Source organism: Bradyrhizobium sp. C9 (genome assembly GCF_002532045.1).
In the GTDB taxonomy this organism is placed as follows: domain Bacteria; phylum Pseudomonadota; class Alphaproteobacteria; order Rhizobiales; family Xanthobacteraceae; genus Bradyrhizobium.
Genome location: NZ_NWTG01000004.1, coordinates 379,026 through 400,528, shown reverse-complemented (window position 1 = coordinate 400,528; position 21,503 = coordinate 379,026). Strand labels below are relative to the sequence as shown.

Genomic DNA, 21,503 nt, shown 5'->3' with positions numbered 1-21,503 from the left:
GATCATGGACCGCTCAAAACTCTACCGGCGTTTCCGCACGCTTCTGATCGCCAACCGCGGCGAGATCGCCTGCCGCGTCATCCGCTCGGCGCGCGCCATGGGGCTACGCACCGTCGCGGTCTATTCGGAGGCCGATCGCGATGCGATGCATGTCGCGCTTGCCGGCGAGGCCGTGCTGCTCGGGCCGGCACGGGCGCGCGACAGTTATCTCAACATCGAGCGCGTGATCGCGGCCGCCAAGCAGACCGGCGCGGAGGCGGTGCATCCCGGCTACGGCTTCCTGTCCGAAAATGCCGAGTTCGCGCAGGCCTGCCTCGATGCAGGCCTGGTGTTCGTCGGCCCGACCGCCGCGATGATGACGGCGATGGGGTCCAAATCCGGCTCGAAGGCGCTGATGGAGAAGGCCGGCGTGCCGCTGGTGCCCGGCTATCACGGCGAGGCGCAGGACGAGGCGATCCTGGCGGAGGCCGCCAACCGGATCGGCTTCCCGGTGCTGGTGAAAGCGTCGGCCGGCGGCGGCGGTCGCGGCATGCGCGTGGTCAATTCTGCGGGCGAGCTGTCCGCCGCGATCACCAGCGCCAAGCGCGAGGCCAAGGCGGCGTTCGGCGACGACCGCATGCTGATCGAGAAGTACGTGCAGAACCCGCGCCATATCGAGGTGCAGATCATCGGCGACAGCCACGGCAATCTGCTCTCGCTGTGGGAGCGCGAATGCACGCTGCAGCGCCGCCACCAGAAGGTGATCGAGGAGGCGCCGTCGCCGACGCTCAACGCCGCGCAGCGCGAGACGGTCTGCGAGGCGGCCCGCAAGGCGGCCGGTGCGGTCAACTATGTCGGCGCCGGCACCATCGAGTTCGTCTCCGACGGCAAGGACGTGTTCTTCATCGAGATGAACACCCGTTTGCAGGTCGAGCATCCCGTTACCGAGCTGATCACCGGCGTCGATCTCGTCGATTGGCAGCTGCGCGTCGCGTTCGGCGAGGCGCTCCCGCTCAAGCAGAACGAGATCACGCTGAACGGACACGCCATCGAGGCGCGCGTCTACGCGGAAAATCCGCAGAAGAACTTCATGCCTTCGGTCGGCCGCATCAAGACCTGGCGGACGCCGCCGGAAGGCGACGGCCTGCGCATCGATGCCGGCTATCGCGGCGGCGATAACGTCTCGCCGTATTACGACGCGATGCTCGCCAAGGTGATCGCCTGGGCGCCGACGCGCGAAGGCGCGATCGAGAAGCTCAATCGCGGGCTCGAAGGGACCGATGTCCGCGGCATCGTCACCAATATCCCGTTCCTGTCGGCGCTGGTGACGCATCCGGCGACCCGCGCCAATGCGATCGATACCGGCTTCATCGAGCGCGAGTTGAAGAACCTGACATCAGGCACCGGTGCGGCCGGTGAGTTCGAGCTCTGCGCGGCGGTGGCGGCGATCGTCAATGATGAGCAGAAGGCGGCACGCCGCGAGGCGAACTCGCCCTGGCAGGCCTTCGGCTGGATGCCGGTCGGCCGCCGCCAGCGGGTGTTCTCGCTCCGGCAGGGCCACGAGCCGCCGCATGCGATTACGCTGCATTATGGCAACGGACCGATGACACTGTCGGTCGGCGGGCGCGAGCTCGCCTTTGCGATTTCGTCACCCCGCGAGGATGGCTTCGACCTGACACTCGACGGCCTCAAATCGCGCGTCGCATCCGTCATCGAGGGTCACGAGCTTTACCTGCGCACCCGCAACGGCCGCTTCGACCTGCACTGGGTCGATCCGTTCGGCGGCGAGAGCGAGGAACAGGTCGGCGAGGACAAGATCGTGGCGCCTCTGCCGGGCACCGTGGTCGCGCTGCTGGCCGAGGAGGGCGCGACGCTGGAGAAGGGCGCGCCGATCCTCACGCTCGAAGTGATGAAGATGGAGCAGACCCTGCGCGCGCCCTATGCCGGCGTGCTGAGGAAGCTGAAATGCAAGGTCGGCGACATCGTCGGCGAGGGCGTCGAGCTTGCCGAGGTCGAGCCTACGGCCGCGCCATGAGCGATCAGATCCATATCGTCGAGATGGGGCCGCGCGACGGCCTGCAGAACGAGAAGACGCCGGTCAGCGTCGAAGCGCGGATCGCCTTCGTCGAGGCGCTGGTGGCGGCGGGGCTTAACACCGTCGAGGTCGGCGCCTTCGTGTCGCCGAAGGCGATCCCGCAGATGGCGAGTTCCGACCAGGTGCTGCGCGGCGTCGGTCACGTCAAGAACGCCGAATTCCACGTGCTGGTGCCGAACGAGAAGGGCTATGACGCTGCGCGCGCGGCCGGGGCCCAGGTCGTTTCGGTGTTCGCTGCGGCTTCCGAAGGCTTCTCGCGCGCTAACATCAATTGCTCGATCGCAGAATCGATCGAGCGCTTCAAGCCGGTGCTAGCGCGCGCCAAGGCCGATGGCGTCAAGGTGCGCGGCTATATCTCCTGCGTGCTCGGCTGTCCGTTCGACGGCGAGATCAAGCCGAAGGCGGTCGCTGATCTCGCGATGACCCTGTGGGATCTCGGCTGCTACGAGATATCGCTCGGCGACACCATCGGCGTCGGCACGCCGCTCAGGGCCAAGGAGATGCTGCGCGCGGTCGGCGCCGAGCTTCCGGTCGCCAATCTCGCGATGCATTTCCACGACACCTATGGCCAGGCGCTCGCAAATCTCTATGCCGGCATGGAGGAGGGCGTGCGCGTGATCGATGCCGCAGCCGGCGGCCTCGGCGGCTGCCCCTACGCGCCCGGCGCCACCGGCAACGTCGCAACCGAGGATGTCGTCTTCATGCTCGAAGGCATGGGCGTCAAAACCGGTGTCGATATGGACAGGCTGCTGGCCACGACCAACGAGGTCGCAGGGTTGCTGGGCCGTCCGCCGGTCAGCCGCGTTGCATCCGCGCTGAACGCGAAACGGAAGCGGCTCGGCGGATCGTAGTTCTCCACCGCACGGGTTCCAGGAAGCGGACGATGGAACCCGTTTTGCACCGCACCCCCTTTGCTCTGGGTCAAAACGCCTCGAAAGCGTTCATTGCTTGGTGACTCAAACATGCTGAGGTGAGGGGGCTCGCAATTGCTCCAGGTGCGTCTCGCCATGTCCGGACAGGTGTCAGCTTCCCGCGGTCGAACGTTTTTGGCCGGAAAGATCGTCTTCAATTTCGGTCGGTCGGCCTTCGATTGCACGGTCCGGCAGCTCACCGATACGGGCGCCACCGTGGAACTCGAGAGTGTCGTCGGTATTCCTGACCAGGTCCAGCTGTTGATCGTCGGCACCAATCAGGTGAGGCCATGCAAGCGGCTGTGGCAATCGGACCGCCAACTCGGCCTGGTGTTTGAGGCGCAGCAGGCGAGCGCTGCGGCTCCCGCGCCTGCTGCTGCCGTGTCTGCCGCTCCTGTGCCATCCGCCGTTCCGGAGCGGCGCAGCGGCGATATTCTGCGCGGGCACATGCTGGCGCTACGCTCGGCGCTCGATCAGATCCCGGTCGGCATCCTGCTTTTGGACGCGGAGCTGAAGGCCCTTTTCATCAACCGCGCGTTCCGCAACATGTGGCAGCTTCCCGACGCGTCGGCCGACCGCAATCCCAGCTTCACCGACCTGATGCATCACGGCTGCAAGACCATGGCCTACGAGCTGCCGGCTGAGCAGCTTCAAGCCTACGTTGCCGAACGCGTCCGCCTCGTGGCCGTCGGCGACGCAAACCCGATCGATCTCAGGCGCAGCAATGGCGATGTGGTTCGGTGTCAGTGCACACCGCTGCCCGACGGCGGCCGGATGGTAAGCTACACGCCGGTGACCGACATCGTGCGCGCATCGGACAAGTTGAAGGCGCTGACCGGTGCGCTCGAGAACGTGGAGGACGGCGTCGTCCTGCTCGATCGCGATCTCAATGTGGTTTTCCTCAACCGGCGAATGCGGGAATTCTGGGAGGTGAGCGAGGAGGAGGTGGCGCGGCATCCGGCGTACGTCACGCTGCTCACGCGCAGCCGCCGGGCGGTCCCGACGGGCTCGACCCCGGAACAGATCAGAGCGTTTCCAGCAAAGCGGATCGCGGAGATCAAGGCGGGCGATCACAAGCGCGACGTCCAGACGCCCGACGGCCGCAACATCAGGATCCACTGCTCGACGATGGCGAACGGGGGCCGGATGCTGACCTTCGTCGACGTGACTGACCTTGTCGGTAACGCGCGACAGCTCGAAGTGCTCGCGACCACCGATCCGCTTACCGGGCTGTTCAACCGCAGGCATTTCCTCACGACGCTCGATGCAGAGTGGAGCCGGTTCCAGCGCTACTATCGCTCCGTCTCCGTCCTGATGGTCGATATCGACTACTTCAAGAGCATCAATGACCGCTTCGGTCATGCGGCCGGTGACGAGGCCATCAAGGCCGTCGCCGAGATTTGCACGCGCGGCAAGCGCAAGTCCGACGTTGTCGGCCGCGTCGGCGGCGAGGAGTTCGCGGTTCTGCTGCCGGAAACCACGTTGTCGCGCGCCCGAACGGTCGCCGAGCGCATTCGCAAGCGGGCGGAAGGGTTGGCGCTGCGGGTGGACGATCGGCCGGTGTCATTCACGGTCAGCATCGGCGTTGCCGAGGCCATCACCAGCATGTCCGGGATAGACGCCCTGATGAAGGCCGCCGATGCTGCGCTCTATCGGGCCAAGGAGCACGGCCGGAATCGTGTCGTGTGCTGGGCGCCTCCGGCGCCACCGAAGTTGGCGGCTGAGTAGCGACGTCTCCCATCGTCATTCCAGGGCGACCCGGCAGTGCAAGTCCCGCAGCAAAAATATTTTGCTTTATCAGAAATGGAACCTGGTAGGCATTTCGATCCGCAACTTGAGCGAGTTTCGTCGCGGGATGGCAACGTCACGGCCATTTGGTCAGGTCCACGTCAGGTTCCCATAAGGATCAATAATACATGGTTGCCCGGGAGCCACGATTGTTGCGTCATCGCAACAGTTACTGGACATTTAACCCTAAACACAGCCGGTCCGTAGTCGCGCCGCTTTTTGGCCACACCCTGACATGAAAGGATATTCACCTAGCTGAATAGCCAGCGCTCGCGACGACGGGACTTTTGGTCGGTTCCGGCGTTGTTGGAGGAAAGAGCGCCGGGAACAGGGTCGCGATGGACGCCAAGACGAACATCAAGGGCAGGCTGCCGAGCCGTCACGTGACGGAGGGGCCCCAGCGCGCGCCGCATCGGTCCTATCTCTATGCGATGGGGCTGACCACAACCCAGATTCATCAACCGTTTGTCGGCGTTGCTTCATGTTGGAATGAAGCTGCTCCCTGCAACATTTCGCTGATGCGCCAGGCGCAGGCGGTGAAGAAGGGCGTGGCCTCGGCCGGCGGCACGCCGCGCGAGTTCTGCACCATCACCGTCACCGACGGTATCGCGATGGGCCATGACGGCATGCGCTCGTCGCTGCCGTCGCGGGAATGCATCGCCGATTCGGTCGAACTCACCGTTCGCGGCCATTCCTACGATGCGCTGGTCGGGCTCGCCGGCTGCGACAAGTCGCTGCCGGGTATGATGATGGCGATGGTCCGGCTCAACGTGCCGTCGATCTTCATCTATGGCGGCTCGATCCTGCCCGGCAACTTCCGCGGGCAGCCGGTCACCGTGCAGGATATGTTCGAGGCGGTCGGCAAGCACTCGGTCGGCGCCATGTCGGACGAGGACCTCGACGAAATCGAGCGGGTGGCGTGCCCGTCGGCCGGCGCCTGCGGTGCCCAGTTCACCGCCAACACCATGGCGACCGTGTCCGAGGCGATCGGCCTCGCGCTCCCGTATTCGGCCGGCGCTCCGGCGCCTTACGAGATCCGCGACGCCTTCTGCGCCGCCGCCGGCGAGAAGGTGATGGAGCTGATCGAGAAAAACATTCGGCCCCGCGACATCGTCACCCGGGAAGCCCTTGAAAACGCTGCGGCCGTGGTTGCAGCCTCAGGTGGTTCGACCAATGCTGCGCTGCACCTGCCGGCGATCGCCCATGAGTGCGGCATCAAGTTCAATTTGTTCGACGTTGCCGAAATCTTCAAAAAGACTCCTTACGTCGCGGATTTGAAGCCGGGCGGCCGTTATGTTGCCAAAGACATGTTTGAAGTTGGTGGCATTCCGCTGCTGATGAAAACGCTGCTCGACAATGGCCACCTGCACGGGAATTGCCTGACCGTCACTGGCCGAACGATCGCCGAAAACCTCAAAAGCGTGAAATGGAATCCGCACCAGGACGTGGTGCGGCCCGCCGACAATCCGATCACCGTGACGGGTGGCGTTGTCGGGCTGAAGGGTAATCTCGCTCCGGAGGGTGCGATCGTGAAGGTCGCGGGAATGTCCAACCTGAAGTTCACCGGTCCGGCCCGGTGCTTCGACCGCGAGGAAGACGCCTTCGAGGCGGTGCAGAAGCGCACCTATAAGGAAGGCGAAGTGATTGTGATCCGTTACGAGGGACCGAAGGGCGGTCCCGGGATGCGGGAGATGCTGGCGACCACGGCGGCGCTGACCGGGCAGGGGATGGGCGGCAAGATTGCCCTGATCACCGATGGCCGGTTTTCCGGCGCCACCCGTGGCTTCTGCATCGGCCATATTGGACCTGAAGCGGCCGTCGGCGGGCCGATCGGGTTATTGCAGGACGGCGACATCATCGAGATCGATGCGGTCGCCGGCACACTTGACGTAAAATTGAGCGACGCCGAGCTCGCAAATCGTAAGACCAAATGGGCCCCTCGGGCGACTAACCACACATCTGGTGCGCTGTGGAAGTACGCCGAGCAAGTGGGGCCGGCGGTGGATGGCGCAGTCACCCATCCGGGTGGCGCGCACGAGAAACAGTGTTATGCGGACGTTTAGGCGTACGATATTGGCGTTTGCGTTAGGGGCCATTCCGGTGGCAGGCCCCGGATTCGGATTCGACGGCGCCCCGGTCAGCCCCCAGGATACCGTTCTTCCGGTGGTCGCGCCGCAGCCCGGCACGGCCGGTGCCCTGAAGCGGGCCACGACGCCGGTTGCTCCTGCCGCGACCGCGCCGACCTCCTCCTTCAGCACGCTGCAGTACCAGGCCGAGGGTGGTCATCCCGTGGCGCAGTGGAAGCTCGGCAAGATGTACGCCGAGGGCGACGGCGTCATCCAGGACGACATGCGCGCCTTCGAGTATTTCAGCCGGATCGCCAACGCGCATGCCGAGGATTCGCCGTCGGCGCCGCAGGCCTCGATCGTGGCCAACGCCTTCGTGGCGCTCGGCCGCTATTATCTGAGCGGCATTCCCAATTCCAAGGTGAAGGCGGACACCGAACGGGCGCGGGAGATGTTCTCCTATGCCGCATCCTATTTCGGCAATGCCGACGCCCAGTACGACCTGGCCCGGCTCTATCTGAAGACGCCGGATGCCTCGCGGGACGATTTCCGCTATGGCGCACGCTGGCTCGGCCTTGCCGCCCAGAAGGGCCAGCACCAGGCGCAGGCGCTGCTTGGCCAGATGCTGTTCAACGGCGACCGGCTGCCGCCGCAGCGGGCCCGCGGCCTGATGTGGCTGACCCTGGCGCGCGACAGCGCGACGCCGGAAGAGGCCTGGATCAAGGAAAGCTACAACCGGGCGATCGCCAAGGCGTCCGAGGACGACCGCGCGATGGCGCTGCAGATGCTCGAGCACTGGGTGCAGGGCCGCCGGGATTAGAGGCCGCCGGGATTGATATCCTGGCCGCCGGACTTAGGTGGTCTCGAAATCGAGATCGGCCCAGACCGGGACATGGTCGGACGGCTTCTCCCAGGCGCGGACATAGCTGTCGATCCCGACATCGATCAGCCGGTCGCTCGCCTGCGGCGACATCAGCAAATGGTCGATGCGCAGGCCCCAGTTCTTCTGCCAGGCGCCTGCCTGGTAGTCCCAGAAGGTATACTGGCCCGGCGCGTCATTGACCGCGCGCAGCGCATCGGTCAGGCCGAGGCCGAGCAGCGACTGGAAGGCTTCGCGGGTGGCGGGGCGGAACAGCGCGTCATCGGCCCAGGCGGCCGGATTGTAGACGTCGCGGGCCGCCGGAATGACGTTGAAGTCGCCGGCCAGGATCAACGGCTCCTCGGCCTTAAGCCGTTCCCGCGTGTACTCAAGAAGCCGCGACATCCATTTGAGCTTGTAGGGATATTTGTCGGTGTTCGCAGGGTTGCCATTGGGCAGATAAAGGCACGCAACTCGCACCACGCCCTGTTTCAGCGTGACGACGCCTTCAAGGAAGCGGGCATGGGCGTCCTCGTCGTCGCCGGCAAGGCCCGATTTGGTCTCGTCGAACGGCAGCTTGGACAGAAGCGCGACGCCGTTGAAGGTCTTCTGGCCGTGGGTGACGACATTATACCCGAGCGCCTCGACCTCGAGCCGGGGGAACGCGTCGTCGACGCATTTGATCTCCTGCAGGCAGACGATGTCGGGGGAACACTCCTTCAGCCAGGCGACCAGAAGCTCGATCCGTTGCCGGACCGAGTTGACGTTCCACGTAGCGATGCGAACTGCCATCGGACTTCCTTCATTGTGGGGCACGTGACCGAGCGCCGCCCCGCTTAGACCAAGCGCTTCCGCATCTCGATGTGTGGGATGCCGGCCTCCTCGAACTCCGTGCCGACCCGCTTAAAGCCGACGCGCGCGTAGAACTGCTCCGCGTGGGTCTGCGCGTTGAGGATCAGTTCCGGATAGCCGAGTTCGGCCGCCTTGGCCATCAGCGCGTCCAGCACGCGGGCGCCCATACCGGTGCCGCGCGCCGCTTTGACTACGGCCATGCGCCCGATATGGCCATCGGGCAGCAGCCGGCCTGTCGCCACCGGCATGCCGTCCTCGGCCAACGCCAGCGCATGCCAGCTCGTCGCGTCCATGTCGTCCCATTCCAGTTCCACCGGCACGCGCTGCTCCTCGACGAAGACGCTGTAGCGGATGGCACGTGAGCGTTCGCGGGCTTCTTCCCAGGGGCAGACAAGGACGGAGATGGACATAAGGTCGCGATTCGGAAAGCTCGATGAAGCGGAACGATGCGGCGCGGTCAGCCAAGACGTCCGGCGGCGGGCCTGCGCATGACCGGATTTGAAGCCCAGGATTTCACTTAGGTGGCATACCATGGGCGGTCCGCCTGTGCTAACCCTCCCCAGAAACAAGGCGTAACAATTGCCGATGGGGAGTTGCGAAGCGTCCCGGCCTTGAGGGGTAGCGGGCGGCGCACGTGCAAGACGTATGAAAAAACGCAATTTGGTTCTGACTGTCGCTGTTCTCGGCATTGCAGCCGCGGCGGCCTACATGACCCGCGCATCATGGATGGGGGGCGGCACGACCACCGCGCAGGGGACGCCGCGGCCGCGCGTGGTCTCGGTGGATCTCGCCAAGGCCGAACGCAAATCGGTACCGGTCGATGTCGACGCGATCGGACAGGTCACACCGATCTCCAGCGTGGCGCTGAAGTCGCGGCTCGAGACCACCATCGTCTCGGTGCATTTCCAGGATGGCGCCAAGGTCAATGAGGGCGACCTGCTGTTCACGCTCGACGCGCGGCAGATCGACGCCCAGATCGAACAGGCCGAGGGCGTCCTGGCCCGCGACCAGGCCCAGCTCGAGGGCGCGCAGCGCGACCTCCGCCGCTACACCGAGCTGGTCGGCAAGGGCGCGACCACGCAGGTCAACCTCGACAACGCCAAGACCCAGTCCGACGTCCTGATCGGCACCATCAAGGCCGACCAGTTCGCGCTGGAAAACCTCCGCGTCCAGAAGAGCTACACCGTGATCCGCGCACCGTTCTCGGGCCGGATCAGCGCCGCCAACGTCAAGGTCGGAAACTTTGTCCGCCCCGCCGACACCCAGCCGCTCGCGGTCATCAACCAGATGGCGCCGGTCTATGTCACCTTCGCCATTCCCCAGCGTGCGCTGGTCGATCTGCGCGACGCCATGGGGAAGGACGATCCCAAGGTGATCGCGACCATCCCCGGCCACCAGCGCTCCGAGGGCGGCAAGGTGGCGATGGTCGAAAACGCCGTCGATGCGACCACCGGCATGGTCACTGTGCGCGGCATCATGAACAACGCGAACGAAACGCTGTGGCCCGGCACCATCGTGCAGACCAAGCTCATCATCCGCAGCGAAGACGCGGTCGTGGTGCCGACGGTCGCGGTGCAGCGCAGCCAGAATGGCAACTTCGTTTTCGTCGTCCAGGACGGCGTCGCCAAGGTCCGACCGGTCAAGGTCGATCGCACCTTCCAGGGCTCATCGGTGATCTCGGACGGATTGGCGGGAGATGAAAGCATCGTCGTCGACGGGCAGTTGCTGCTGTCGGAGGGATCGCGGGTCGAGCTGCGGGCGCGCAAGGCCGGAGCCTGACCGATGACGCTCTCCGAGCTCTGCATCCGCCGCCCGGTCATGACGACGCTGATCACGGCGTCGATCATCGCATTCGGCGTGTTCGGCTTCCGCCTGCTGCCGGTCTCGGCGCTGCCCAAGGTGGATTTCCCGACCATCGCGGTCACCGCCACGCTGCCGGGCGCCAGCGCCGACACCATGGCCGCTTCCGTCGCCGGCATCATCGAGCGGCAGCTCTCGACCATCGCCGGCATCTCCTCGATGAACTCGAACTCCTCGCAGGGGACGAGCGTCATCACCATCCAGTTCGACCTCAACCGCAACATCGATGCCGCAGCGCTCGACGTGCAGACGGCATTGACCATCGCGCAGCGCCGGCTGCCAATCGAGATGACGATCCCGCCGAGCTTCCGGAAAGTGAACCCGGCCGATTTCCCGGTGCTGTTCGTCTCGCTGGGATCGGCGACGCTGCCGCTGTCGGCGGTCAACGAATATGGCGACATCACGATCGGGCAGGCGCTGTCGCAGCTGCCCGGCGTCGCCCAGGTGCTGATCTACGGCGCGCAGAAATTCGCGATCCGGGTCCAGGCCGATCCGGAGGCCGCGGCCGCCCGCAGCGTCTCGATGGAGGACATCCGCGCTGCGGTGTCGCGCGCCAATTCCTCGACCCCGGTCGGCACGCTGAACGGCCCCAAGCAGGACGTCGCGCTGCAGGCCTCCGGCCAGATGGACAAGGCGGCTGACTACCGCCAGATCTACGTCGCCTGGCGCAACGGCTCGCCGGTTCGCCTCGACGAGATCGCCAAGGTCTATGACAGCGTCGAGAACGACAAGATCGCGACCTGGATGAACGACGAGCGGGCGATCGTGCTCGCGATCCAGAAGCAGCCCGACGCCAACACCGTGGCTGTGGTCGATGCCGTGCTGGCGAAGCTGCCGTCGCTGCGCGCGGCGATCCCGCCGTCGGTGACCATGCAAGTCATGATGGACCGCTCGGTCTCGATCCGGCAGGCGGTCAGCGACGTCGAGGAGACCCTGCTGATCGCGATTGCGCTCGTGATCCTCGTGATCTTCCTGTTCCTGCGCTCGGCGTCGGCGACGTTCATCCCGGCGCTGGCGGTGCCGATCTCGCTGTTCGGCACCTGCGCTGCGATGTACGCGCTGGATTACTCGATCAACAACATGACGCTGCTGGCGCTGACGCTCTCGGTAGGCTTCGTGGTCGACGACGCCATCGTCATGCTGGAGAACATCGTCCGCCATATCGAGCACGGCATGAAGCCGTTCGAGGCGGCGCTGAAGGGCGCCCGCGAGATCGGCTTCACGATCATCTCGATCACCTTCTCGCTGATCGCCGTGTTCATCCCGGTGCTGCTGATGGGCGGCATCGTCGGCCGCGTGTTCCGCGAATTCGCCGTCACGATCTCGGTCGCGATCATCGTCTCCGGCTTCGTCTCGTTGACCTTGACGCCGATGCTGTGCGCCCGCGTGCTGCGCGCGCATGACGCGACCAAGCGGCCGAACATCGTGCTGCGGGCGTTCGAGGCGATGTTCGAGGCCTGGCTGCGCGCCTATGAATGGGCGCTGGACCGGGTGCTGGCCAAGAAGGCCCTGATGCTGATCGTGACGCTCGCGACGCTCGGCGGCACCGTCTATCTCTACATGATCGTGCCGAAGGGCTTCTTCCCGCAGGAGGACACCGGCTTCCTGATCGGTGTGACGGAGGCGGCGACCGACACCTCGTTCGAGGCGATGAAGGTGCGCCAGCAGGCGCTGGTCGAGGTGATGCGGACCGATCCGGCGATCGACTACATCAATTCGACCGTCGGCTCCGGCGGCCCGAACCCGACCACCAATTACGGCCGCCTGTTCATCGCGCTGAAGCCGCAGAAGAGCCGCGACAATGCCTCCGTCGTGATCGGACGGCTGCGCCAGAAGGCGCGTGAGATCCCGGGCATGCAGGCGTTCTTCCAGAGCGTCCAGAACCTCAACATCGGCGGGCGCATCTCCAAGAGCCAGTATCAGTATGTGATGCAGAGTGGCGATACCGAGTCGCTGTATCGCTTAGCGCCCGAGATGCGGGACAAGATCGAGAAGATTCCGGGCCTGCTCGACGTCACCACCGACCTCTACATCAAGAACCCGCAGATGACGGTCGATATCGACCGCGAGAAGGCGGCGGTCTACGGCATCACCGTCGACCAGGTCCGCAACCAGCTCTACAACGCCTACGGTTCGCGGCAGGTCGGCACCATCTACATGCCGTCGAACGACTACCAGATCATCCTGGAGGTGCAGCCGCAGTTCCGCGTCGATCCGTCCGATCTCTCGAAACTCTACATGAAGACCGCGAACGGGCAGACCATTCCGCTAAATGCGGTGGCGCGGTTGGTGCCGACGGTCGGGCCGCTGCAGATCAACCACCAGGGCCAGCAGCCGGCGGTGACGATCTCGTTCAATCTCGCGCCGGGCAACTCGCTCGGCTATGCGGTCGACAAGATCACCGAACTCGAGCAGAACGCGAATTTGCCGCCGACGATCGCGACCGGGTTCTCCGGCACCGCGCAGGTGTTCCAGGATTCGCTGCGCGGGCAGGGTGTCCTGATCCTCGCCGCCGTGTTCGCGGCCTTTGTGATCCTCGGCATTCTCTACGAGAGCTTCATTCATCCGATCACGATCATCTCGGGCCTGCCGTCGGCCGGCATCGGCGCGATCCTGACGCTGATGCTGTTCGGGATGGAGCTGTCGGTGATTGCGATGATTGGCATCGTGATGCTGGTCGGCATCGTCAAGAAGAACGCGATCATGATGGTGGACTTCGCGTTGGAGCGCCGCCGCGTCGGCCTCAGCGCCGAGCACGCGATCCGCGAGGCCGCGCTGCTGCGCTTCCGCCCGATCATGATGACGACGTTCGCGGCGATCTTCGGCACGCTGCCGATCGCGCTCGGCGCCGGAGCCGGCGCCGAGCTGCGTCAGCCGCTCGGTGTCGCAGTGGTCGGCGGCCTCTGCGTGTCGCAGCTGCTGACGCTGTTCATCACGCCTGTGATCTACATCTACCTCGACCGCATCGACCGCAGGCTGCGCCGCAAGCTCGATCCGCAGGCGGGCGGCGATGTCGAGCGCCCGCAGGTGGTCGCGGCGGAATAAGACAGTGGTTGCCGCGAACCGGTTATCGGCTCGCGTCGGGACGCCGCGTCAGCTGAGGAAGCGTCAGATCGAGAAGCTGGTGCCGCAGCCGCAGGAGGCGGTGGCATTCGGGTTAACGACGCGGAACGAGGCGCCGATCAGGTCGTCGACGAAGTCGACCTCCGAGCCCGCGAGGAACGGGACCGAGGCGGGGTCGATCAGCACCACGGCGCTGTCGCGCTCGATCACGAGGTCGTCATCGGCCTGGGTGCGCTCGACGTCGAATTTGTACTGGAAACCGGAGCAGCCGCCGCCTTCGACGGAAATGCGCAGCTTGGCGCCGTCGCCTTCCTTGCTGAGGATCTGCCCGATCCGGCGGGCGGCCCGTTCGCTGACGGTGATGGCAGCAGTCATGGTCGGTCTCCGAAACCCAATCTGGGCGCGATCTGATCGGATCATGCCCGGCGTCATGCCCAATTCATTTGGTCAGCCGCTTCAGTCATAGTTAAGTGCGTCGGACCGTGGAATCAAATGGATAAGGACTAAAATACCGTGTCGGTCGGAATGGCTGCCCCCCGCGCGCCTTATGCCTGCGACCCCGATCGCAGCCGCGGCCGGCTTGTCATGGAGCCGCCGAGCCGGACCCGCAGCCCGTTCCGGCGCGACTGCGACCGGGTGATCCATTCCACCGCGTTTCGCCGCCTCAAGCACAAGACCCAGGTCTTCGTCTTCCACGAGGGCGATCACTACCGCACCCGGCTGACCCATTCGCTGGAGGTCGCGCAGATCGCCCGCGCGCTGGCGCGCCAGCTCGGCGTCGACGAGGATCTGACCGAGACGCTGGCGCTTGCGCACGATCTCGGCCACCCGCCGTTCGGGCATGCCGGGGAGCGGGCGCTCGACGAATGCCTCAAGGATGATGGCGGCTTCGACCACAATGCGCAGGCGCTGCGGGTCGTCACCTCGCTGGAGCATCGCTACCCCGAATTCGGCGGGCTGAACCTGACCTGGGAATCGCTCGAGGGCATCGTCAAGCACAACGGCCCGCTGACCGAACGCAACGGCGCACCTAGCGGCCGCTACCTCGACAGCGGACTTCCGATCGGAATCGCCGACTACAACCAGACTTACGACCTCGAGCTCTGGAGCTATGCCTCGCTCGAGGCGCAGATCGCGGCCTTCGCCGACGACATCGCCTATGATGCGCACGATATCGACGACGGCCTGCGCGCCGGCCTGTTTGCGGTCGACGACCTCAAGGAGATGCCGCTGACATCAGAGATCATCGCCGAGATCGATCGCCACTATCCCGGGCTCGACGAGGTCCGGCGCGGCGCCGAACTGGTGCGTGAACTGATCTCGCATTTCATCAATGCAGTGTTCAACGAGGCCACCCGGCGGCTCGCGGCCGCGCAGCCGCAATCGGCCCAGGACGTGCGCCACCACAACGCGCCGCTGATCGCGTTTCCGCCCGAGGTGGCCGAGCAGGAGGCGGCGATCAAGGCATTCCTGTTCCGGCGGATGTATCGCCACCGGCGGGTGATGCTGGTGATGCGGGAGGCCGAGCAGGTGGTGCGCAATCTGTATGAGCGTTACCGGCAATCGCCGGGCGACCTGCCGGCGGAATGGATCGAGGGCAGCGTGCAGGAGACCGGCAGCGCGCGGAACAGGCGGATCGGCAATTTCATTGCCGGGATGACCGACCGTTTTGCCCTGATCGAACACCAAAGGCTTTTTGACTCGACCCCGGATTTGCGTTAGCGCCCTGCCATGGCCGACACCACTGCACCATCACACCTTTTTGCCGACATGCTGGCGCGCGTGCACGCGATCTGTGCCGCTGTCGCTGCCGAGGACAACTGGCCCGCGGGCATCGATCTCACACGCGTCGTGGTCGAGCCGCCGCGCGATGCCAGCCATGGCGACATGGCGACCAATGCCGCGATGGTGCTCGCCAAGGAGGCCAAGGCAAAGCCGCGCGAACTCGCCGACAAGATCGCCGAGCGGCTGCGGGCCGATGCGCTGGTGGCGTCCGTTGAAGTCGCCGGGCCCGGCTTCATCAACCTGACCTTGAAGCCGCAGGTCTGGGCGGATGCGCTGCGCGCCGTGCTGGCCGCTGGCTCGGCCTACGGGCGCAGCGACATCGGCAAGGCCGAGAAGGTCAATGTCGAATACGTCTCGGCCAATCCGACCGGTCCGATGCATGTCGGGCATTGCCGCGGCGCCGTGTTCGGCGACGCGCTGTGCAGCCTGCTGCAATTCGCGGGCTTCGATGTCTGCCGCGAATATTACATCAACGACGCCGGCGCCCAGGTCGACGTGCTCGCGCGCTCGGCGTTCCTGCGTTACCGCGAGGCGCTCGGTGAGGACATCGGCGCTATCCCGGAGGGGCTCTATCCCGGCGATTACCTCGTACCGGTCGGCGCCGCGCTCGCCAAGGAATACGGCGAGAAGCTGCTCGACATGAGCGAAGCTGCATGGCTGCCGATCGTGCGCGACAAGGCGATCGCCATGATGATGGAGATGATCAAGGGGGATCTCGCCGCGCTCAACATCCATCACGATGTGTTCTTCTCCGAGCGCTCGCTAATTACGTCAGGCAACAACAAGGTCGCCGAGACGATCGATTTCCTGCGCGCCAAGGGCGACATCTACGAAGGCCGCCTGCCGCCGCCGAAGGGCAAACCGGTCGAGGATTATGAGGACCGCGAGCAGTCGCTGTTCCGCGCCACAGACTACGGCGACGACGTCGATCGTCCGCTGATCAAATCGGATGGCTCGTACACCTATTTCGCGTCCGACATCGCCAACCACCGCAACAAGTTCGAGCGCGGCTTCAGCAACCTGATCGACGTGTTCGGCGCCGATCACGGCGGCTACATCAAGCGCATGCAGGCGGCGGTGAAGGCGGTGACTGCCGGCAAGGCCACGCTCGACGTCAAGATCGTGCAGCTCGTCAAGCTGCTGCGCGACGGCGAGCCGGTGAAGATGTCGAAACGCTCCGGCGAATTCGTCACGCTGCGCGAAGTGGTCGACGAGGTCGGCTCGGACGCGGTCCGGTTCATGATGCTGTTCCGCAAGAACGACGCGGTGCTCGATTTCGACCTCGCCAAGGTGATCGAGCAGTCGAAGGACAACGCGGTCTTCTACGTCCAGTACGGCCACGCCCGCGGCCATTCGATCTTCCGCAATGCGCGGGAGGAGGCGGTTCCCGATCTGCCCGAGACCGACGAGGCCCGCCTGGCCTATCTGGGGAACGCTGCGGTCGAACTGCTGACCGATCCGGCCGAGCTCGACCTGCTCAAGCGGCTTGCGCTCTATCCCCGGATGATCGAAGCTGCCGCGGTGGCACACGAGCCGCACCGAATCGCTTTTTATCTATATGATTTGGCCAGTGAATTTCATGCGCTGTGGACCAAGGGGCGCGATTTGCCCTATTTACGCTTCATTATCAATAATGATGCAGAGATCACGAGGGCGCGACTGGCAATGGTTCAGGGCGTCGTCTCGGTTCTGGCATCGGGCTTAGCTGTTCTAGGCGTCCACGCTCCGACCGAGATGCGGTAGGCAGGGGCATTAGGCCCTCACGAGTGGGGATTTGTGAGGGCATCTGGCAGGGGCCAACTCGTTCGGACCGGCTGTGCCGGCGATCTTGGCGCTGTCCCGAAGGGGATGCATCATCACGATGGCTGATCGATATCAGGACCGACTTTTTTCCACCGACGCGGCACCCAAGGCCGAGAGCGATCCGCTCGCCGAACTGGCCCGGCTGATCGGACAGACGGATCCGTTCGGCTCCGCGAACAAGCCGCCGCCGCGTCCGCTGCAGTCACGCGCCAATGCGCGGCCGCAACAATATGATCCGCAGGCCGAGGACGAGGATGTGCCGCCCGCGGGCCCGCCGCCGTGGATGCAGCGCGCGCGGCAGGAGGCAGTCGTTCCGCCGCCCGTGCAGCGCACCGAATACGAAGAGCCCGAGCAGGACTACCAGCCGAAGCCGGTGCATCCGCTGCACCGCTATGCAGCCCAGCACGCGCAGCCGCCGGCGCCCGAACCGGTCGCAACCTATCGGCCGGTCGAGCCGCCGCGACAGCCCGAGGCATTTGACGACGAGCCGCACTATCAGAGCGGCGACCAGGGCCACGATCCGTCGCGCTATGACGATGCGCTCTACGGTCAGTTGGAAGCTGGCGAACAGGACCTGCAACGCGATCCGTCCTATCCGGACGATCCCTATGCGTATGAGGCCGACGAGGAAGAGCCTGAACCGCGCCGGCGGAGCAGTGGCCTGATGACGGTCGCCGCGGTGCTGGCGCTTGGCGTGTTCGGCGTCGGTGGCGCGTACGCCTACCGGACCTATGTCGGCTCGCCCCGCAGCGGTGAGCCGCCGATCATCAAGGCCGACAACACGCCGACCAAGGTGATCCCGGCCCAGGCCGACGCGCCGGCGAAGACGCCGGACCGCATGGCGACGGGCGATGGCACCGAGAAGATCGTGTCGCGTGAAGAGACGCCGGTCGACGTCAATTCGAAGACCGCCGGACCGCGCGTCGTGTTTCCTGCGCTGAACGCCAATGCGAATCCGCCGCCAGTGGCCAGTGTGCAAACGGCGCAGCCCGCGCCGGCGCCGATCACCGCGAACGGGACGCTGCCGAACAATGAGCCGCGCAAGATCCGCACGCTCGCCGTCAAGGGCGATTCGCCGGATGGTGCGCAGGCCGCGGCTGCCGCGCCGGCGGCCAAGCCTGCCGCCGCGAAACCTCCGGTGTCGCGCGGCAATCCGTCAGCGGCCAATGCCAGCGTGAACGCGCCAATGTCGCTGGTCCCCGGGCAGGCGGAAGCAGCCCCGGCCGCGCCCCCGACCCGGGTGGCGTCGACCACGACGGCGTCGGTCGGCAGTGGTGGCTATCTGGTCCAGGTATCGTCGCAGAAGAACGAGGCGGATGCGCAGTCGTCCTACCGGACGCTGCAGGGCAAGTATCGCAGCGTGCTCGGTTCGCAGCCTTTGGTGGTCAAACGCGTCGATCTCGGCGAGAAGGGCGTCTACTACCGCGCCTTTGCCGGCCCGTTCGCGTCGTCGGAAGAGGCGAACCAGCTGTGCCGGAGCCTGATGTCGGCCGGCGGGCCGCAGTGCCTCATCCAAAGAAATTAAAGGCCGTTTCCTTGACCCGTGAGCTGCATACGGCCTAATCGGCCGAATGGCGAACCGCGCATTCATCACGGGCATATCCGGGCTGGTCCTCAGCGACGCTGAACGCGAATTCGTTCGCGCCGAGCGGCCATGGGGCTTCATCCTGTTCAAACGCAACATTGAGAGTCCTGCTCAAGTGGCAGCTCTTGTTGGGGAACTCAGGTCGGCGGTTGGTGTGGCCGACGCGCCGGTCCTGATCGACCAGGAGGGCGGGCGGGTGCAGCGGCTCGGGCCGCCGCATTGGCCGGCCTATCCGCCCGGCGCGAGCTTCAGCGCGCTCTACGACATCGATCCGAAGCTCGGCCTGACAGCGGCCCGGCTCAGCGCACGACTGATTGCGGCCGACCTGATCGATCTTGGGATTACCGTCGATTGCCTGCCATTGGCCGATGTTCCAGTGGTCGGCGCAGATGCTGTGATCGGCAACCGGGCCTATGGAACCGAGCCCGGCAAGGTCGCGGCGATCGCGCGGGCGGTCACGGACGGGCTGGAACAGGGCGGCGTGCTGCCCGTTCTCAAACACATTCCCGGCCATGGCCGGGCCACCGCGGACAGCCACTTCCGGCTTCCGACGGTCGATACCGCCGCAGACGAGCTGGAACGGACCGATTTTGCCGCGTTCCAGCCGCTGGCGGACCTGCCGATGGCGATGACTGCACATGTTGTGTTTAGCGCGCTGGACCCCGTCCATCCGGCGACGACTTCTGCGACAATCATCGAACAGGTGATTCGCGGCCTGATCGGGTTCCAGGGTTTGTTGATGAGTGATGACGTGTCGATGAATGCGCTGGCCGGATCAATTGCCGTGCGGACCCGCGCCATCGTCAACGCCGGTTGCGACATGGTTCTGCACTGCAACGGCAATATCGACGAAATGCGCGAGGTCGCGCGGGAGACGCCGGAACTGGCCGGCAGGGCGCTTGAGCGGGCCAACGCTGTGCTCGCCGCGCGGAAGCAGCCTGAGCCGCTCGACCGGCAGGCGGCACGGGCTGAACTGGATGCGTTGTTGGATCGGGTAGGGACGGCATGACCGCTGAAATTCTATCGTTTGAGACCGGGCGGCCGGCCGACCTCGCCGACGGCGAACCGGCGCTGGTGGTCGACGTCGAGGGCTATGAGGGCCCGCTCGACCTGCTGTTGACGCTGGCGCGGCAGCAGAAGGTCGACCTGTCGAAGATCTCGATCCTTGCGCTCGCCGACCAATATCTGTCGTTCATCGAGGCCGCGCGCAAAATCCGCCTCGAGCTTGCGGCCGACTATCTGGTGATGGCGGCCTGGCTGGCGTTCCTGAAGTCGCGGCTGCTGCTGCCCGAACCGCCGACTGCGGAGGGGCCGAGCGCCGAGGAAATGGCGACCGCGCTAGCCAACCAGCTGCGCCGCCTGGAGGCGATCCGCGAGGCGGCGAACCGGCTGATGAACCGGCCGCAGTTCCAGCGCGATATCTTTCCGCGCGGCAATCCGGAATCGATCGCCGAGATCAAGCATCCGAAGTTCACGGCGACCTTGTACGATCTGCTGTCGGCCTATGCCACGCAGCGCGCCTCACGCGTGCTGACCTCGGTGCATTTGGCCAAGCGGACGGTGTGGTCGCTGGCCGAAGCGCGCGCCTCGCTGGAGCGGTTGGTCGGCCTCGCCGAGGACTGGAGCTGCCTCGACGAGTACCTGATGAACTACGTCGCCGATCCCAAGCAGAAGGCGACGGTGTTCGCATCGAGCTTCGCTGCTGCCCTCGAACTGGTTCGCGAGGGCGAGATGGAAATCAACCAGAAGCAGGCGTTCGCGCCGATCTATTTCCGGAAGCGTCAAGCGCAGGCCGCAATGGCTGCGCCGGACCTGTCGGTTGAGTAAGTGGAAGAAGGAGAGCAAGCCCATGGCAAGCTTGGCGGAAGTGCGCAGAGACGAGCCCGAGGAGGAGGTTTCTCCTATGGATCATCCGGTAGCGCGTCCTGAGGAATTGCGGCTCCTGGAAGCCCTGTTGTTTGCATCGGCCGAGCCGATCGATCAGGCAACGCTGGCCAAGCGGATGCCCGACGGCGTCGATATCAAGGCGGCGCTCGCGCAGTTGCAGGCGGAATATGCGCCGCGCGGCGTCAACCTGGTTCGGGTCGCCAACAAATGGACGTTCCGTACCGCCGGCGATCTGTCGTGGCTGATGACGCGCGAGAGCACCGAGACGCGGAAGCTGTCGCGTGCAGCGATCGAGGTGCTGTCGATCATCGCCTATCACCAGCCGGTGACCCGTGCCGAGATCGAGGAGATTCGCGGCGTGGTGACGTCGAAGGGAACGATCGACGTGCTGCTGGAGACCGGTTGGATTCGCCCGCGCGGCCGCCGCAAGACGCCGGGCCGTCCGTTGACCTTCGGAACCACCGATGCGTTCCTGTCACAGTTCAGCCTGGAAGCGCTCGGCGACCTGCCGGGGCTGGAGGAACTGAAGGGTACCGGCCTGCTCGACTCGCGCCTGCCGACCGGCTTTTCCGTTCCCTCGCCATCGGATGATGCGACGCTGCGGGACGACGAGGAGCCGCTCGAGCCCGGCGACACACTGGAACTGCTGCTCGCGCCGGCCGTCGAGCTGGAAGCCGAGGAACCGAAGGCCGAGAGCGAAGCGGTTGCCGAGGTTGAGGCTGCCGAGATTGGGACTGCCGAGCTCGAAACGACCGCCGAGGCCGAAACCGAACTCGAGGCGGAAGTTGCCGCCGAGGTGGACACGGCCGAACCTGATGCGTCCGAGCCTGACGCCGATGAGCCGGAAGCGGACATCGACCACGCGGGCGATGAGGACGGCGCCGAGGAGAAGGGCGAATAGCCCGAAATATTCCCGGTTAAGCCTAGCAATATTACGTAGCCGCGACAGCGATTTGCCGCGGCCGAGGTC

General features: G+C 65.3%; 16 protein-coding genes. 13 read left to right on the top strand and 3 right to left on the bottom strand.

Annotated features, from left to right (window positions below):
• The first annotated feature begins 4 nt into the window (after positions 1 to 4).
• The 5 genes from CO675_RS12540 to CO675_RS12520 all read left to right on the top strand — a co-directional run bounded on the left by CO675_RS12540 (position 5) and on the right by CO675_RS12520 (position 7,659).
• Positions 5 to 2,014, top strand: coding sequence for an acetyl/propionyl/methylcrotonyl-CoA carboxylase subunit alpha (locus CO675_RS12540; protein ID WP_097672290.1), 2,010 nt, complete (start codon positions 5 to 7; stop codon positions 2,012 to 2,014).
• Positions 2,011 to 2,925, top strand: a complete 915-nt coding sequence (locus tag CO675_RS12535) for a hydroxymethylglutaryl-CoA lyase (RefSeq protein ID WP_097672203.1) — start codon at positions 2,011 to 2,013, stop codon at positions 2,923 to 2,925. The genes CO675_RS12540 and CO675_RS12535 overlap by 4 nt, the downstream gene beginning before the upstream one ends.
• Before the next feature lie 156 nt (positions 2,926 to 3,081).
• Positions 3,082 to 4,713 (top strand): sensor domain-containing diguanylate cyclase, encoded by a 1,632-nt coding sequence (locus tag CO675_RS12530; protein WP_097672202.1) that lies wholly within the window; start codon positions 3,082 to 3,084, stop codon positions 4,711 to 4,713.
• A 398-nt stretch (positions 4,714 to 5,111) separates the two neighbouring features.
• Positions 5,112 to 6,836: a dihydroxy-acid dehydratase gene (ilvD, locus tag CO675_RS12525; protein WP_097672201.1), complete on the top strand. Its 1,725-nt coding sequence runs from the start codon at positions 5,112 to 5,114 to the stop codon at positions 6,834 to 6,836.
• Positions 6,823 to 7,659, top strand: a complete 837-nt coding sequence (locus CO675_RS12520; RefSeq protein ID WP_198964577.1) for a tetratricopeptide repeat protein — start codon at positions 6,823 to 6,825, stop codon at positions 7,657 to 7,659. Before ilvD ends, CO675_RS12520 begins: the two co-directional genes overlap by 14 nt.
• Before the next feature lie 33 nt (positions 7,660 to 7,692).
• Here CO675_RS12520 and xth read toward each other — a convergent pair whose 3' ends face one another.
• Positions 7,693 to 8,490 carry an exodeoxyribonuclease III gene (gene xth, locus CO675_RS12515; protein WP_097672199.1) on the bottom strand — a complete coding sequence of 266 codons (798 nt, stop codon included), beginning with the start codon at positions 8,488 to 8,490 and terminating at the stop codon, positions 7,693 to 7,695.
• 44 nt (positions 8,491 to 8,534) lie between these two features.
• Positions 8,535 to 9,083, bottom strand: coding sequence for a GNAT family N-acetyltransferase (locus tag CO675_RS12510; RefSeq protein WP_198964576.1), 549 nt, complete (start codon positions 9,081 to 9,083; stop codon positions 8,535 to 8,537).
• Between the two features lie 112 nt (positions 9,084 to 9,195).
• Between CO675_RS12510 and CO675_RS12505 the strand changes: the two genes are divergently transcribed.
• On the top strand, positions 9,196 to 10,329 hold the full coding sequence (locus tag CO675_RS12505; protein WP_097672197.1) for an efflux RND transporter periplasmic adaptor subunit: 1,134 nt from the start codon (positions 9,196 to 9,198) through the stop codon (positions 10,327 to 10,329).
• Between the two features lie 3 nt (positions 10,330 to 10,332).
• Entirely contained in the window at positions 10,333 to 13,455 is a 3,123-nt protein-coding gene (locus CO675_RS12500) for an efflux RND transporter permease subunit (RefSeq protein WP_097672196.1), read from the top strand.
• A 63-nt stretch (positions 13,456 to 13,518) separates the two neighbouring features.
• On the opposite strand, the gene erpA is transcribed toward CO675_RS12500, so the two are convergent.
• Positions 13,519 to 13,848 carry an iron-sulfur cluster insertion protein ErpA gene (erpA, locus tag CO675_RS12495; RefSeq protein ID WP_021081206.1) on the bottom strand — a complete coding sequence of 110 codons (330 nt, stop codon included), beginning with the start codon at positions 13,846 to 13,848 and terminating at the stop codon, positions 13,519 to 13,521.
• Between the two features lie 138 nt (positions 13,849 to 13,986).
• Here erpA and CO675_RS12490 point away from each other — a divergent pair, with 138 nt between their 5' ends.
• From CO675_RS12490 to scpB, 6 genes are all read left to right on the top strand, one after another.
• A complete protein-coding gene (locus tag CO675_RS12490) occupies positions 13,987 to 15,195 on the top strand; it encodes a deoxyguanosinetriphosphate triphosphohydrolase (protein ID WP_097672195.1) in 1,209 nt (402 codons plus the stop codon).
• 9 nt (positions 15,196 to 15,204) lie between these two features.
• Positions 15,205 to 17,001, top strand: a complete 1,797-nt coding sequence (gene argS / locus CO675_RS12485) for an arginine--tRNA ligase (RefSeq protein ID WP_097672194.1) — start codon at positions 15,205 to 15,207, stop codon at positions 16,999 to 17,001.
• Between the two features lie 118 nt (positions 17,002 to 17,119).
• Positions 17,120 to 18,586: an SPOR domain-containing protein gene (locus CO675_RS12480; RefSeq protein WP_097672193.1), complete on the top strand. Its 1,467-nt coding sequence runs from the start codon at positions 17,120 to 17,122 to the stop codon at positions 18,584 to 18,586.
• A 46-nt stretch (positions 18,587 to 18,632) separates the two neighbouring features.
• Complete coding sequence (gene nagZ / locus CO675_RS12475; RefSeq protein WP_097672192.1) at positions 18,633 to 19,655, top strand: beta-N-acetylhexosaminidase; 1,023 nt, start codon at positions 18,633 to 18,635, stop codon at positions 19,653 to 19,655.
• Positions 19,652 to 20,473, top strand: coding sequence for a segregation and condensation protein A (locus tag CO675_RS12470; RefSeq protein WP_097672191.1), 822 nt, complete (start codon positions 19,652 to 19,654; stop codon positions 20,471 to 20,473). Before nagZ ends, CO675_RS12470 begins: the two co-directional genes overlap by 4 nt.
• 76 nt (positions 20,474 to 20,549) lie before the next feature.
• Complete coding sequence (gene scpB / locus CO675_RS12465; RefSeq protein WP_097672190.1) at positions 20,550 to 21,434, top strand: SMC-Scp complex subunit ScpB; 885 nt, start codon at positions 20,550 to 20,552, stop codon at positions 21,432 to 21,434.
• Positions 21,435 to 21,503 lie beyond the last annotated feature (69 nt).

What these genes read in the sequence shown, in the direction of transcription:
- CO675_RS12540 (WP_097672290.1), top strand. Translation starts at nt 5, where the DNA reads ATGGACCGCTCAAAACTCTACCGGCGTTTCCGCACGCTTCTGATCGCC.
- CO675_RS12535 (WP_097672203.1), top strand. Translation starts at nt 2,011, where the DNA reads ATGAGCGATCAGATCCATATCGTCGAGATGGGGCCGCGCGACGGCCTG.
- CO675_RS12530 (WP_097672202.1), top strand. Translation starts at nt 3,082, where the DNA reads ATGTCCGGACAGGTGTCAGCTTCCCGCGGTCGAACGTTTTTGGCCGGA.
- ilvD (WP_097672201.1), top strand. Translation starts at nt 5,112, where the DNA reads ATGGACGCCAAGACGAACATCAAGGGCAGGCTGCCGAGCCGTCACGTG.
- CO675_RS12520 (WP_198964577.1), top strand. Translation starts at nt 6,823, where the DNA reads ATGCGGACGTTTAGGCGTACGATATTGGCGTTTGCGTTAGGGGCCATT.
- xth (WP_097672199.1), bottom strand. Translation starts at nt 8,490, where the DNA reads ATGGCAGTTCGCATCGCTACGTGGAACGTCAACTCGGTCCGGCAACGG.
- CO675_RS12510 (WP_198964576.1), bottom strand. Translation starts at nt 9,083, where the DNA reads ATGGTATGCCACCTAAGTGAAATCCTGGGCTTCAAATCCGGTCATGCG.
- CO675_RS12505 (WP_097672197.1), top strand. Translation starts at nt 9,196, where the DNA reads ATGAAAAAACGCAATTTGGTTCTGACTGTCGCTGTTCTCGGCATTGCA.
- CO675_RS12500 (WP_097672196.1), top strand. Translation starts at nt 10,333, where the DNA reads ATGACGCTCTCCGAGCTCTGCATCCGCCGCCCGGTCATGACGACGCTG.
- erpA (WP_021081206.1), bottom strand. Translation starts at nt 13,848, where the DNA reads ATGACTGCTGCCATCACCGTCAGCGAACGGGCCGCCCGCCGGATCGGG.
- argS (WP_097672194.1), top strand. Translation starts at nt 15,205, where the DNA reads ATGGCCGACACCACTGCACCATCACACCTTTTTGCCGACATGCTGGCG.
- CO675_RS12480 (WP_097672193.1), top strand. Translation starts at nt 17,120, where the DNA reads ATGGCTGATCGATATCAGGACCGACTTTTTTCCACCGACGCGGCACCC.
- nagZ (WP_097672192.1), top strand. Translation starts at nt 18,633, where the DNA reads ATGGCGAACCGCGCATTCATCACGGGCATATCCGGGCTGGTCCTCAGC.
- CO675_RS12470 (WP_097672191.1), top strand. Translation starts at nt 19,652, where the DNA reads ATGACCGCTGAAATTCTATCGTTTGAGACCGGGCGGCCGGCCGACCTC.
- scpB (WP_097672190.1), top strand. Translation starts at nt 20,550, where the DNA reads ATGGATCATCCGGTAGCGCGTCCTGAGGAATTGCGGCTCCTGGAAGCC.